The sequence below is a fragment of the Acinetobacter sp. 12966 genome, assembly GCF_031196995.1.
Taxonomy (GTDB): Bacteria; Pseudomonadota; Gammaproteobacteria; order Pseudomonadales; family Moraxellaceae; genus Acinetobacter; species Acinetobacter geminorum.
Genome location: NZ_JAVIMC010000014.1, coordinates 1 through 13,725, shown reverse-complemented (window position 1 = coordinate 13,725; position 13,725 = coordinate 1). Strand labels below are relative to the sequence as shown.

Genomic DNA, 13,725 nt, shown 5'->3' with positions numbered 1-13,725 from the left:
GCATTTAAATTTTTTCATATCATTTTTAAATGCTCATAGGGGCTAGCCTGAAAAAGTTAGAGTTTTACTACATTAATGTGCTTTGGCATGTGAAGTATAAACCGCTAAAAATATTCCAAGTAATGACAGTACAACTGTTAAACCTACAATGGCACTCCAACCACCGTGCAACCAGAACCATCCGCCCGCCGAGCCGACAATACTTGAACCCATATAGTAAAAAAGTAAGTAGAGCGAACTAGCATGTGCTTTAGCTTGTTTGCTTTCAGCGCCCACAGAACTACTTGTAAGTGAGTGGGTAATAAAGAAACCTGTGGTAATAAATGCAATACCAATAATAATGCCGAAAAGCGAGCTGAGTAGGGTCATGAGGCTCCCTACAATCATTAAGGCAAAACCACTCATCATCATGGTTTTTTTACCAAAGCGATCCGCTAAGCTACCTGCCAACGATGAAGACACCATGCCAAAGCTATACGACAAGAAAATAAGGCTAATTTGTGTTTGACTCAGTGAATAAGGTGCACCGCTTAAGCGGAAGGTCGCATAGTTAAACAGGGTGACAAAAACACTCGTAAGCAAGAAACCAATGGCAAACAGGCGTAATAATTTAGTATTGCTTAAATGAGCACGCCACATTTGCATGTGAAAGCCTAAATTCAGCCCTTTTTTCTGCACAAAATTACGCGATGCGGGAAGTAATTTTAAAAATGCAATTGAGCAAATAAAACAGATTGCCCCAAGTAAGCCTAAGGCGGTGCGCCATGAAAAATATTCAACCAAAATACCCATACCGACACGGCCCATCATGCCACCAAAGGCTGTCCCTGCAATATATAAACCCATAGTTTTACCGAGGTGTTCAGGTGCAATTTCTTCGGCAATCCAAGCCATAGTCACTGCGGGTACGCCACCAAGCAGTAAACCTTCTAACGCGCGTGCTATGAGTAAAGTGTGCCAGTTCGGTGTAAACATCGAGACAATATTTAAAATTGCGGCACACAGCATTGACGTAAAGATCACACCGCGACGGCCAATCGCTTGTGAAAAGGCACTCGATAGCACAATCGAAATTGCTAAAAAGGCAGTCGTTAATGACAGTGCCAAAGAGCTACTCGCAGGACTAATCTGGAAGCTTTGGCTAAATGCAGGTAAGAGTGGCTGTACACAATAAATTAGAGAGAAGCTAGCAAAACCTACGAGGAATAAAGCAAATCCTGCATGTTTATAAGCTTTAGTCCCTTTGTGAATCCACTCACGGGAAAGAACAGACGTTGCCTCAGTGTTTAAGGTACTGGGTGTAGATGAAGAGTTCATATCATGACCATGACAGAAAAAAGAGCAGTGCCTAAAGGCATGCTGAATCGAGAAAATTCGATAAATTAAAATTAGCAATTTGAGAGGTATTTTTCTAATATATTTAATAATGGATCATGATATGTTTTATATATAGCAATGGAACTCAGGCATATACGCTACTTTTTAGCGGTAGCAGAAGAAAAAAACTTTACCAAAGCTGCGCAACGTTTAAACATGAGCCAGCCGCCTTTAAGCATGCAAATACGAGACTTAGAAGAAGAGCTAGGCGCAGATTTATTTATTCGATCACCTCATGGGGTGGAGCTGACCGAAGCGGGGCTTGCCTTTTTAAATGCGATTCAGCCTGTACAGCAGCGTGTAGAAGATGCAGCGAACTTGGTTAAACAGGTAGCAAATGGTGAAGTTGGTCAATTACGATTGGGTTTTACGGGTACCTCAATGTTGAACCCCCTAATTCCTAAATGCGTTCGTTATTTTCAGCAGCAATATCCTAAAGTGGATTTAAAACTTGAAGAAGCAAACACCTTGCTGCTCATCGATTTATTACTCGAAGACCGTTTGGATGTTGCGATTATTCGCTCGCCACGGAATATGCCGGACAGTCTTATACTTCAAGAATTATTAGCTGAGCCGCTCATTGCTGCTTTACCTTCCGAGTCTTTTAATCTGGACGATGTATCACAAGAAATTGATTTAACTGCGCTGCGAGAGCTTGATTTTATTGTCTCGCCACCTTCAGTGAGTGCAGGGCTTTTTGATGCGATTAAACAGGCCTGTCATGAGCGTGGCTTTGAACCGAAAATTGGACAAAATGCCCCGCAAATTGTGTCAATTTTATCGTTGGTGTCTGCAAACTTAGGGGTGTCTTTGGTTCCCGAGTCGACCAAACAATTGCAAATACAAGGTGTGGCTTATCGCTCTTTGAAAGCGCCTGTACCTACGGTGGGTTTAGGGCTTGCCTATAAAAAACATGCCCCTTCACAAATGGCGATTAACTTTGCCAATGTGGTGCAAGTGGCTTGTCACCACGCCAACGAAATAAATGAAATCAGCTAGTTTGATTTCGGCGCTCTATTCATTAAAAAGATGCCTGCAATAATAAAAATCGCACCATATAAAAACGATAAAGTCGGCTGTTCATGAATGAAAACCCAAGCCATAAGCGCTGCAAAAATCGGCTCAGAAAGTTCGGTCACTTGTACCTTTGCGGCACTCATATAAGACAACGCTTTAGTGGTACAGAAAAAGCCGAGTATGGTTGGTAGAACGGCTAAACCAATCAAACCTAAAACAATGTCGATATTAAAGTTTATGGTGTGTAAATTTACTAAAAACGGAACTGCAAGATAAACGCTACCAAACAGCAGCAAGTATTTAGTCAGAAACAGGCCGCCGTTTAATTTGAACTTTTTCACTAAAACCGAAAATAAGCCATAACCCGTACCGGCAATAGAAGCGTTAATCAGCATTAAAAGGCTATTTTCACCTTTCCACGAAATAATGCTAATCCCCGCAACTGCCAATAATGTTCCAATAAGTGAATGAATGTAGATACTTTCTTTTAAAATGAACCTCCCAAAAAATAGGGCAGAAATGGCAGCCGAAGCCATGAGTACCACTACCACATTGGCCGCAGCACCGTGGTTGTAGGCAATGGTCTCGAAAAAGAATAAAGAGAAGATTCCTAGAAAAGCACATATGGCAATTTGAGTAAAAACGCTGAGTTTACTTGGCGTGCTGCTAATAAAAGCAATCTTTTGGCTAACAGGGACTTTGAATAAAAAAACACTTAAAAAGAAAAAGGCGATAATGGTTTTTAAAAAGGCAATGTCTTGTGGGTTTAAACCGCTGTGCATGAGTAATTTACTAATCACACCAATAGAGGCATTTAAAGCCGCTGCACAAAGTGCAAATAGGGTTCCAATAATTAAATTATTCACTCTTATAATTCTTCCTAAGCTTTACACATGCAGTCTACATTATTTTTTAGATGAATATTCAATTAAAATAACCAGTTAAGGTTCAATATTTTCAAAAATTTATTTTGTATGGATTTAACTATTTTTATAAAAACATAAACTCTTCTAATAGACTTTTGTTTCAAATAATTGTGATTTATAGCGCCAGCTCATATTATATAATTAGTTAATTATTAAAGAATTTTAAAAATGATTAAATCGATTATTACAGGTTGCGCGGTTCTTACACTTTCAGCTTTAACGGTAACTCATGCAGAGTTTTCTTATGAACAAGAACTACAACAAAGCTGTAATAAAGTGAAGCAATACGCGAGTTTAGGTAAGAAATTCTACGATCAAAAACAATATAAAAAAGCGCTCGAAAATTTCCAAAACCAAGCCTCTTGGACTGCTTTTTGTAAGGCCAATGCAGACGAAACCACAGTTAAATTTACCGACCGAGATATTGAAGTTGCCAACAATAACGTGGGCTTAGCCTATGCCAAATTGGGTCAGCCACTTTGGGCAAGAGCATGGTTTATGCTTGATGAAAAATCAAAGTCTAGTCAATTTAACCTTAAGCAGTTGCCTCAACCTAAAGCATCAAATGATTTGTCGGGTGAGTACGTCCGTTACTCAGGTTTTGGTGAGTGGGATCACATCACGGTAAGTCGTAAACAGGGCCAATATACTATTAGCTATTCAGGCGTTTATATGGGCTTACGAAGCTTAATTTACGGCCCAAATATGGGTGAGTTTGACACCAAAATGCCGACCAATGCCAAGCAAACCATTTATAAAGATCAAGACTGCCGTATTCAGCTCGATTTTAAATCTAATGCGAAATTAGGAAATTATATTCAGGTTAAACAAAGCGAAGGCGAGTCGGGTTGTGGCTTTGGGCATAACGTATATGCAGAAGGAACTTATTTAAAAGTTGAGTCTGGAAAATAGTAAATTTCTTACTGTTCTTTTCTAAGATTTAAAAAAGGAAACTTGAATGTTAAGTTCGGCAAATATTGGCCATGGCATTATGATGGGCTTTGTAATGCTTGCTAGTATCTTGATAATTATAATTGCTGTAATTATTGGGCTATACGGTAAAAAACGTAAAAACAAGTCTGAGACAGAAAACATAACTTTTATCATTCTATTATGTATTGGTGTAGTTGGTCTGATTTATGGTTATGTTGGATAGTAGTAATTGAATGATGAGATATAGTAGATAAGAGAGAAAACATGGGTATTGAATACTTTATTTTTTCAATGGATGATTCTGCAACTAAAGAGGAAATATTAGATATTTTTAGTCCTTATTGGACAGAAATAGATGACAATTATTACTTCCTAGACTATGGCGTAGAGATATATGAAGGCAGGATGGCTGGCGTACACTGTCATTTTTCCATAACTTTCGGTAAGGATAACTCAAGTGTAGAAGGCTTAACTATTTTCAGGCCGTGCGGATCAGAAAAAATGGAGAGAGCAGTTTTTAAACTCATTAGTGATTTCCCCATGTTTGTTACCTATCCGAGTGATCCATTGGTTGTAGTAACCGCAAGTCCGAAATGTGTTGAGTTACTAAGAGAAAAGTACCCTGATTTCCTAGCAAAAGATGTAACAGTAGTCACTTCTTATGAAGAATATATAAAAACCTAAGAATCCCATTTGCCTGCTCTCTAAGATAGGGATGGATAAAGCTAACTAACAATTTGATTAAAAAATTTATAGGAACTAAATAATGAAAAATATATTTGCGCCTTTACTACTTCTTTCAACGGTTATTTTTTCTGCTCACATTTATGCAGAGTCGACTAGTACCTGTAAGGAAGTGAAATTCCAAAAAACCGATCAGGCATGGAGTGGGCACTATTATCTAAATGGTGTGATGGAAGTGGGTTCGGAGCTTTTACTTCAACCAGACGGCAAGTTTCAATGGATGCTCGCTGTTGGTGCTTTAGACCAATATGCCGAAGGCACATGGTGGAAAAATGGAGACTGTATTGGTTTAAAACCAGAGGCTAAATTTAAAAAGGATTTAAGTATTTTTCCTGAAAGCCTAACGATTTCGGATAAATCCTTAGATGCGATCTGGGAAGGTGGACGCCAGCAGGGCACATATAGCAAAAATTAAATAAAAAAGTCCGATACTAAGTCGGACTTTTTTATAGCTTAGATTTTAGTGATTTACCGCAGCAAGTTGCTGAGCGTTATAGCGTGCGCCCATGTTTGGATATCTCGCAATAATCGCGTCGATTTCTGCCAAATCTGCCGCTGTTAAATGAAGGTCTACAGCACCTGCATTTTCCACAAGTCGCTCGATTTTACGTGTACCCGGAATTGGAATAATGTCATCACCTTGCGCCAAAATCCAAGCCAAAGCCAGTTGAGCCGCTGTCGCATTTTTGCTTTGAGCAAACTCGCTGAATGCTTGCGCCAAGCTTTGGTTATTTTTCCAGTTATCGCCTTGATAGCGTGGCAATTGACGACGGAAATCTTTTTCGTCTAGGCTACCCACATCAAGCGTATTGGTGATTAAACCACGTGACAGAGGTGAATACGGTACAAGGCTAATGCCTAACTCGCGAATGGTTTGCAAATGGGTTTGCTCAAACTCACGGGTAAGTAGCGAATATTCATGTTGAACCGCTGCAATCGGGTGAATCGCATGTGCTTTACGAATAGTTTCAGCCGACGCTTCACTGAGTCCTAAATAACGAACTTTACCTTGTTTGACCAAGTCAGCCATTGCGCCAATGGTGTCTTCGACTGGAACATTCGGGTCAATGCGGTGCGCATAATACAAATCAATCACGTCTGTATTTAAGCGTCTTAAGCTGTTTTCGACCGCGACTTTAATCCACTCAGGCGAGCCGTCGATATAAGACTCTAAAGAGTTTTTCGGATTAAGGTTATCTTCTTTATAGCGGAAGCCAAATTTGGTCGCCAAGAACACTTTGTCACGGTGTTTTTCTAAAACTTTTGAGAGCAAAACTTCGTTTGCGCCGTTGCCGTACATGTCGGCAGTGTCCCAAAAGTTAATGCCGAGGTCTAAGGCCTTTTCTAGAGTGGCAATGCTTTGTGTGTCATCTGAGGCACCATAGGCAAAGCTCATTCCCATGCAACCTAAACCAAGTGCTGATACTTTTTCGCCTGTTTGTCCTAAAGTTCTATATTTCATTTTTCACACTCTTTTTGCAAAATCACTTGAGTAGAAAAACTATAAAATGCTTTGGCTCAAACTGACGTATAACATTCAAACCAATAATTATAAAATTCAAACAATCTGTTTTTAAGCCACACAGTCTTCACGGAACTTTTTAGGTGAAAAGCCAGTATTTTTCTTAAAGAAATTGGTGAAATACGCTGAATATTCAAAGCCTAAGCTATAGGCAATTTCGGAAATATTCCAACTGGTGTGCTGTAGCAGCGCTTTGGCTTCTTGCGTAATGCGCGAGCTAATATGCTCAGAGGTGGTTTTACCTGTGGCTTCTTTTACAGCTCGGTTTAAATGGTTCACATGCACCGACAAGCCATAGGCAAAGTCATTTGCAGTTTTGAGTTTAAGCTGAAAATGTGGCGAGTCGATCGGGAACTGGCGTTCTAATAATTCAAAGAATAAATGGCAAATCCGAACCGCAGCATTACTATGTTTTTCAAACTGTTGGGTCGGTTGCATTTTCATGGCTTCATGCACAATCAGGTGCAAATAGTTTCTTAAAACGTTGTATTTATGAATATAGTCTGAATTTATTTCAGTCATCATCTTTTTGAAAATAAACGAAATTTCTTCAACTTGTTGGTCATTTAAAAAATACAGCGGGTCGCCGTCGACTTTAAACAGCGGTGAGTCTTTTAAAAAACTTTGTCTTGATTCTTGGTTTACAAACTCTTCGGTAAATAGACAAAACCAGCCTGCTTGTTCAGGCGAATTAATTTCCCATGCATAAGGAACCATCGGGTTTGAAAACAGTAAAGCAGGGCGGTCGACTCGAATCCAGCGGTTAGCATAGTGAAGTTCGCCTGTGCCTAAAACCAGTGAAATTTTATAATAATCGCGGCGGCTATAAGGTGTGAGGAATGAGCAGGCATCGCGTTGGAACACGTTAAAATGTCCAAACGAGGTCGATGGAACCGAGTAATCGCTATCTCTGGTTAAAGAAAAGCGGCGATAAAAATCATGTATGGTTTCCATGTTTTTGCCTGCATGCGTTATCAATTTATTTAAAGTTATAAAATTCAAACTTTATTTACTGTAGCTTTTATTTATAGCGCGATCAATCGGTTCATTTAAGAGATTTGAAAATGAATAATTTTTTATAAATACTCTGGGTAAGCAATGTAAGATGACTCTATACATTCGAAGCCCATTTGGCGGTAAAGCGTAACCGCTGGGGTGTTATCAACGTCGACAATTAAGTGGGCAATCCGTCCAGTTGCAACAATCCGATTAACTGCAAATTTTAAGATGCGTTCGGCAAAACCTTTTCGACGATAAGCAGGGAAGGTGTATGTGCCACCAATAGAAATGAGCCGATCGGTTTCTATTCCCAAACGTACAACGGAAACGATTTGTTGATCTGCTTCAAGCACAATAATTTTTTCTTGCTGAATTAGAGATACCCAGTCAGGTGTTTCATTTACGGATCGCTCTTTATTGTATTGATGTTGATATTCATCAAGACGGGCAATATCCGAAAGTTCAGCCAAGCGGCCTTGAGCTTCAGAAAATTGGCCTGAGCAAACCATGATCCATTGATCATATTCTCGTAAAATGCGCCCTTTTTGTTTTATCTCGACATGTAATAAGTCTCGTCCGATGGCGGTGGTTACAATCCGACGCGGCTGAAGCTCTAAAATTGATGTACAGAGTAATGCCCCAGATGAAGAGGCCTCTGACGGAACCCAAAAACAGGTGCCGCCAGCAAGGACGACCGCGACTCCTAGCAGTTGCTCTGCGTTTTGTGAGTCATACAAACGTAAGAGTTGCCACTCGCTATTGGTAGCTTGTGTTTGATTAAGAAAGGCCATCGCCCCAATAGAATAATTGGACCGCTCTTCAAGCCACTGAAAGATAAGTTGGTATTCTTCTGAACTGGTGGGAGGTCCCTTTATTATCATTATTGATTACTCATTTAAATGATGAACTCAATCATAATTCACTATCCTATATTTTTATTATCATGACATCGTTAAATTTAAATTGAAGGTCTTTTTAGCTTAAATATCTAATTGAATAAACAACAATAATTATTTAACCAATTTCTATTCAACCTTACATTGACACTCAAAAACTCGCGGATTATTCTTTGCCTGCTGGCCTACATTGCCAGCCGGTTGTAGCAGGCCGAGTACACATACAGCGCATCAGATTTGCTCCTTCTGAGGGGGAGATCTATGTGTAAAAAACCACCGTCCCCCTCACGTTGCGGTAGGGCGGAAGGGGGACACCTTCGGGTGTGCTGGTTCTGTATGTCCAGTCTGCTAACCCTCTTTCGTCCTGCCACCATCTTTTAGCAGAGATTAGCAGGATCCTTATTTGTACAGGAATCCGTTATATGCGTACTATTTCATCTCTCTCATTGGCAACCTTTGCCAAAATCTTTGACTCTATACCCAACTGGTCTTTAAAACGGTTTAACCGACTCTAGGTTTTAAGCCATAGGTCATTACGACTAAAAAATCATAGCAACAATAAAACCCGAGATAGGCGAGCACACCATTTTTGTGCGGCTTTTGCATGCCTGTTTTTAGCGCTCAATTTAAGAGCGACGGCATTTTTATCTCTTTTATTTACAACAAGAAATTATTTTAAACGGTATACATGAAAAATTTAGAAGCTTCCTTTCGAGCGACGCGGGCGCTATACACAGCAGCAGAGTTATTTAAACAACATGGCTTTAACAAGGTCGGGGTGGACCGAATTGTTAGTGAGGCCAAAATTACCAAAGCCACCTTTTACAACTACTTTCACTCCAAAGAAAGACTGATTGAAATGTGTTTATTGGTTCAAAAAGAGCAGTTAAAAGAAAAAGTGAGGGCGGTAAGCGAAGCTCGTCAATATCCAGATTTGGTTCATCAGCTCAGGCAAATTTACCTTTTACATGCTGACCTAAAAGGTGCCTATTACCTTTTGTTTAAAGCGATTTTTGAAATTAAAAAGCTTTATCCAAGTGCGTATCAAACTGCACTCAGATATAGGCGATGGCTTAAAAATGAAATTTTCTGGGTGCTGAGAGAGTCTAAAAAAAGAGCCACATATGAAGAGCCTGATATTTTTGTATTTATGATTGATGGCGCGATTTTTGGACTTTTAGGTTCAGATCAGGCAAAGGACAGAGATACATTGCTTGAGTATTTTTTAAAAAGGGTTTGATGGGGAAGGCCCGACGGGAGTTGGGTCAGCTTTTAAAGATTACTTATTTTATTATTCAGTGTATTAGAGTCATTATTTAAATATTCTCCAAAAAAATATTCATCTTTGGTTTGAAAAAAGAAGTTAAATTCTTTGCTCATCATAGAATCATGTTGAGCTTGTTTATGAAAGATAGGAGATATTTGGTTTAAATAGTAATAAATACAGTCAGCCGTATTAGTAAATACATTTAATGGTTTTAAGCTAGAATATAACTCTGTAAGTGCATTAATAATAGGACGAATATCTGGGTTAAATGTCCATAGTAAAATTTCATTTTCCTCGCATCTAATTACTTCATATTCTTCTAGTTTGTTAGGTTGAATTGAGTAAAGTTGTGCTCCATTTTCACTATAAGTCGAATATAATAATTTTGTGATTTCTAATTGTGAATGTGTGATTTCTTGTTCACGCATTAATTTAGATGTCTTCAATAAATTTGGTAGCTTATGAATGTTCTGTTTCGTAAACTTATCGAAAGAATGCATAACATTTTGGATAAGGTTTAATTCACCAGTTCCTGTAATAATACCGTTTTCCCATGGAAAGAGCTTTTGAATACGATCTTGATATAAATATGAACCATTATCCTGATACGGTATAGTACTGCGAGTATCTGCCGCAATCACAATACTATCCTCAAGTTGAATAGCAAGAATAAAGGTCATAATATTAAGACTGTTAAGTTAATTTTCATGGAATCTATTTTAGGAAGACAAATAAATTTTTACCAGATAAGGTTTTGTATATGGCTGGTGGTTCTCAGATCATTATTAATAAAAACGGTATTACATTAATTACTCCCGCAAAATTTGAGGTCAAAGCTGGACAACATCTATTTAAAGGTGGAGCTGAAGTCGGGGTAAATATTCAAGGATTACCCGCTTATGAGGCATATAACGAGAAGTTCCAAATGTTATTACCTTCGGGTGAACCTATGAAAAAAGTAGATTATAAAATTTCTACCGATGGAAATGAGTACATCTCTCAAGCAGATGACAAGGGTAGATCTAAACGTATTCATTCTTCTAAGGAAGAAAATTTAAAGTTAGATTTAAATTGGATAAGTTTCGAGGCTGATTCTGCTGACAATGATGGTGATGCTAAATGAGTGGAAGTCTTGATTGGGATAGTAATACCAATACTACGGAAAATAGCTGTAAAACCGTTCAATGTGATTGCTTAACTTTCTGGGAAATTTATCAGCAAGAGGCCATAAAAAGAGTTTCTAATCTTAAAAGTGCAAATCATTACAAACTTGAACCTGGATATGAGGCTAGAGCAAGGCGTATTGCTTCTGTCTATGCCAGAATTTATTTAGAACAAGAAATTTCAGGGACGAAATTATTTAGAGGTCGTTACTATTGGATGGGGCTTGGGGCATTTGCCTCTAAAACCGTCGCTGCTATCTTTAAGCATGGATTAACTGCATGGGGATATAAGTGGGCACCTGTGATTTCTGGTGCCGTAGGCGGTGTTTTAACAGCCCCTGTAATTAACTCTATGATTCGAGACCCAGTACATTCTTTTGCTAAGGGCAATTTATGGTTATTTATGGATATTGCACCATGGCACTATGCATGGAGTGCTTCTTCAGCCTCCTTTAAAAGTTGTATGAAAGCCCGAAAAGTATCAGGTTTTAAACATATTAAAAAAGAAGTTGAGAATTTGCCTTGGTCTAACTCCTTATCCGTTATTAAACAATTAGGATGGACTGACCAGATAGAAGAGGGTTTTGGGTATTTACCTGATATTGAAAGCACTTTTCAGCGAACAGGGAAAACTCGAAACGATAATTTTAAAACGGCTGCTAAAAACCTTTTTGACCACCTAATGGCGATAGCAGTTCAAGAACAATATAATATTTTACAAGAACTTGTGTGGAAGGAATGGAAAGTACAGAAACAAGCTTCTTTGCAACGTATTACAGGTTTACCCGATAGTACTCTTGTTTTAACTAGTGATTATGGGGCCGATGCAGTTAAACCTAATAAACAAGGACAGTATAAAGGGCGTCATGCAGGCGTTCTATCCCAATTACCTGAAACAGTTTATAGCGAACCATTAGAAGGTACACAAGTTGAAGTTTATGATAGTCGTATGAAATGGATTAGAGTTGCAGCAGCTAAGTATCATCGATTAATGCAAAGCGATAAAGGAAGAGACTTTTTAGAAAAAGAATTAGAAACTATTGCAGGATGGGGAAATAGCAAAGCAGAGTTTAAAGTAGGGAAAGATAGTAATGATGGTAAAATTTAAACAATACTTCCTAATCTTTATTTTTGGATTATTACTTTCCGCTTGTCAGCCAACATCAGAACATAATGAGAATTTGACTATGAATCAGCAAGCCTACACTTTGCATATGGGTGAACAAGGTATTCAAGATTTTTCAAAATATAGTGATGGCAATGTCGATAATCATCCAGCTGGCGTTAGCTTTAGAGAACTTCAATTTTCTCCTCCTAACTTAGGAAAACTAACTATAGAGAATGGTTCTAACACTTTATCGATTGAGCATGTTTTCTCTGTATTAGGAACTCAATATGATAAAAATGAAGGGATCCAAGTTTTAGATATTGATGCTGGCCTCACAAAAGAAGAATTTGCTACCCCAGAGCAGGTTTATCAAAACTATGTAGCTTTAATGAAACGTGTTAATCAGGCTGGTTGGAAAAACTATTTCTTTACAGATGCTCCGCGTATCGCTAAAGAAGATAATATTAAGCATCTATCGAAAAGTCGTGATGTCATTGACCCGAGTTATATTTTTAGCTTTGAGGAGTGGAAAAATATAATAAACAACAGCCCGACAAAATCATTGGGTTATAGGTTGTATGCTAATGGGGTTATTTTAGATATCAGTTTAAAAAGAACAGCTAAAAATGAGCGGAATGAAGAACAATATATGCTTAGATTTAGCTTTCAGAGTGTTCGTTACAATGAAAGAGATTCAATTCCTGACTCTGATAAAATGACACCTAGTGAATTCGAGCAAGCGTTTAAAAAGAGATTAATTGAAAATAAAAAATATCGGGAAAAGGAAGAAAGAAAAGCTAAGGCTGAGGGTTATCATATCGATGAAGAATATATAGATCCTGATGTTTGGCCTTATGTTAAGTAATTAATTTTTAAGTTTAAAATAATGAAAAGGCTTAAATTTAAGCCTTTTCGAATAACTCTAATTACCGCTCATTTAAAACCAATTGTTTAATCTTCACAGCTTTCTCGAAGTGATCTAGCTTATGCTCCATAATCCACCAATAGGCTGCTTCCATGAGTAGCTCAGGGTTATCATTCTTATTTTTAAAAAAAGCATAAAAAGATAGACCGACATTGTCTCCCTTCTTTTCAATTTTATCGTCGCATCCCTTAATAAAAATTTCTCTTAATTCATTTCTCATATTGAGTATCACTTCAAGTCTATAAAACTAAGACGGCTTATTTTGCTCGCCCCATTGGCACATCATATCTAATAACGGAATTAAAGATTGCCCTTTTTCTGAAAGGCGATACTCAACTTTTGGAGGAATTTGAGGATATTCCTTGCGAGTAATCAGTTCGTCTCTTTCTAACTCTTTAAGTGTATTGCTCAGCGTTCTAAACGAAATATTGCCAATACAGCGTTGCATCTCATTAAAACGCATGACATTTTTTTCATACAGCCAATACATAATAATCATTTTGTATTTGCCATTAATCAAAGAAAGGGTATAGCCAAAACCCGTATCTTCTAATGGTGTATATGAAGGAATGCACTCAGTCATTTTTAAAATCTACACTATCTTTTAGTATAGTATATAACATAAATTACCGTACTTATATTTAGGAAAGCACACTTCTATAATCGATTTATCTACTTTCCGATAAGAGTGTTTTCATAATGAAAAAGACATTAGTCATTGTTACTCATCCTCACTGATCCTAGCCAAAATAATGGACAGTACTTCCCTCTAAAGATAACGTAACGTTAACTTTGGAGATCCAAGAAATGGCCAAACGTTTTAGTGCTGAATTTAAACAGCAAGCAAT

The 13,725-nt window shown here is 38.0% G+C and carries 17 protein-coding genes; 9 read left to right on the top strand and 8 right to left on the bottom strand.

All coding sequences use genetic code 11. The features are described 5' to 3' along the window. Positions 1 to 72: 72 nt before the first annotated feature. The gene (locus RFW85_RS03050; protein ID WP_309171126.1) at positions 73 to 1,317 is read right to left on the bottom strand and encodes an MFS transporter; all 1,245 of its coding nucleotides are present in this window, start codon (positions 1,315 to 1,317) and stop codon (positions 73 to 75) included. A gap of 138 nt (positions 1,318 to 1,455) precedes the next feature. Here RFW85_RS03050 and RFW85_RS03045 point away from each other — a divergent pair, with 138 nt between their 5' ends. Beyond that, complete coding sequence (locus RFW85_RS03045) at positions 1,456 to 2,376, top strand: LysR family transcriptional regulator (RefSeq protein WP_309171125.1); 921 nt, start codon at positions 1,456 to 1,458, stop codon at positions 2,374 to 2,376. Here the strand turns inward: RFW85_RS03045 and RFW85_RS03040 are convergent. Then, entirely contained in the window at positions 2,373 to 3,260 is an 888-nt protein-coding gene (locus RFW85_RS03040) for a DMT family transporter (protein ID WP_309171124.1), read from the bottom strand. The two genes, RFW85_RS03045 and RFW85_RS03040, sit on opposite strands and share 4 nt — an antisense overlap. Positions 3,261 to 3,488: 228 nt before the next feature. Here RFW85_RS03040 and RFW85_RS03035 point away from each other — a divergent pair, with 228 nt between their 5' ends. From RFW85_RS03035 to RFW85_RS03020, 4 genes are all read left to right on the top strand, one after another. Continuing rightward, positions 3,489 to 4,232, top strand: coding sequence for a hypothetical protein (locus RFW85_RS03035; RefSeq protein WP_309171123.1), 744 nt, complete (start codon positions 3,489 to 3,491; stop codon positions 4,230 to 4,232). 46 nt (positions 4,233 to 4,278) lie between these two features. Next, positions 4,279 to 4,476 (top strand): hypothetical protein, encoded by a 198-nt coding sequence (locus RFW85_RS03030; RefSeq protein WP_170248042.1) that lies wholly within the window; start codon positions 4,279 to 4,281, stop codon positions 4,474 to 4,476. A 41-nt stretch (positions 4,477 to 4,517) separates the two neighbouring features. Then, entirely contained in the window at positions 4,518 to 4,937 is a 420-nt protein-coding gene (locus tag RFW85_RS03025) for a hypothetical protein (RefSeq protein WP_309171122.1), read from the top strand. A gap of 82 nt (positions 4,938 to 5,019) precedes the next feature. Next, a complete protein-coding gene (locus RFW85_RS03020; protein WP_280586898.1) occupies positions 5,020 to 5,412 on the top strand; it encodes a hypothetical protein in 393 nt (130 codons plus the stop codon). A gap of 45 nt (positions 5,413 to 5,457) precedes the next feature. Here RFW85_RS03020 and RFW85_RS03015 read toward each other — a convergent pair whose 3' ends face one another. The 3 genes from RFW85_RS03015 to RFW85_RS03005 form a co-directional block, all read right to left on the bottom strand. Continuing rightward, the gene (locus RFW85_RS03015; protein WP_309171121.1) at positions 5,458 to 6,459 is read right to left on the bottom strand and encodes an aldo/keto reductase; all 1,002 of its coding nucleotides are present in this window, start codon (positions 6,457 to 6,459) and stop codon (positions 5,458 to 5,460) included. Between the two features lie 111 nt (positions 6,460 to 6,570). Then, positions 6,571 to 7,473 (bottom strand): AraC family transcriptional regulator, encoded by a 903-nt coding sequence (locus RFW85_RS03010; RefSeq protein ID WP_017402764.1) that lies wholly within the window; start codon positions 7,471 to 7,473, stop codon positions 6,571 to 6,573. Between the two features lie 122 nt (positions 7,474 to 7,595). After that, entirely contained in the window at positions 7,596 to 8,399 is an 804-nt protein-coding gene (locus tag RFW85_RS03005; RefSeq protein WP_309171120.1) for a GNAT family N-acetyltransferase, read from the bottom strand. Between the two features lie 703 nt (positions 8,400 to 9,102). Here RFW85_RS03005 and RFW85_RS03000 point away from each other — a divergent pair. Then, the gene (locus RFW85_RS03000; RefSeq protein ID WP_309171119.1) at positions 9,103 to 9,654 is read left to right on the top strand and encodes a TetR/AcrR family transcriptional regulator; all 552 of its coding nucleotides are present in this window, start codon (positions 9,103 to 9,105) and stop codon (positions 9,652 to 9,654) included. A gap of 32 nt (positions 9,655 to 9,686) precedes the next feature. Here RFW85_RS03000 and RFW85_RS02995 read toward each other — a convergent pair whose 3' ends face one another. Then, the gene (locus RFW85_RS02995; protein ID WP_309171118.1) at positions 9,687 to 10,361 is read right to left on the bottom strand and encodes a hypothetical protein; all 675 of its coding nucleotides are present in this window, start codon (positions 10,359 to 10,361) and stop codon (positions 9,687 to 9,689) included. A gap of 80 nt (positions 10,362 to 10,441) precedes the next feature. Here RFW85_RS02995 and RFW85_RS02990 point away from each other — a divergent pair, with 80 nt between their 5' ends. The 3 genes from RFW85_RS02990 to RFW85_RS02980 are packed head-to-tail and all read left to right on the top strand — an operon-like array spanning position 10,442 to position 12,817. Next, entirely contained in the window at positions 10,442 to 10,804 is a 363-nt protein-coding gene (locus tag RFW85_RS02990; RefSeq protein ID WP_032038659.1) for a hypothetical protein, read from the top strand. Further along, on the top strand, positions 10,801 to 11,952 hold the full coding sequence (locus RFW85_RS02985) for a DUF2515 family protein (protein ID WP_309171117.1): 1,152 nt from the start codon (positions 10,801 to 10,803) through the stop codon (positions 11,950 to 11,952). The genes RFW85_RS02990 and RFW85_RS02985 overlap by 4 nt, the downstream gene beginning before the upstream one ends. Further along, a complete protein-coding gene (locus RFW85_RS02980) occupies positions 11,936 to 12,817 on the top strand; it encodes a hypothetical protein (protein WP_309171116.1) in 882 nt (293 codons plus the stop codon). The genes RFW85_RS02985 and RFW85_RS02980 overlap by 17 nt, the downstream gene beginning before the upstream one ends. A gap of 61 nt (positions 12,818 to 12,878) precedes the next feature. On the opposite strand, the gene RFW85_RS02975 is transcribed toward RFW85_RS02980, so the two are convergent. Further along, positions 12,879 to 13,097, bottom strand: coding sequence for a DUF6500 family protein (locus RFW85_RS02975; protein WP_075383290.1), 219 nt, complete (start codon positions 13,095 to 13,097; stop codon positions 12,879 to 12,881). A gap of 27 nt (positions 13,098 to 13,124) precedes the next feature. Then, positions 13,125 to 13,460 (bottom strand): helix-turn-helix domain-containing protein, encoded by a 336-nt coding sequence (locus tag RFW85_RS02970; RefSeq protein WP_309171115.1) that lies wholly within the window; start codon positions 13,458 to 13,460, stop codon positions 13,125 to 13,127. Positions 13,461 to 13,725: the final 265 nt, after the last annotated feature.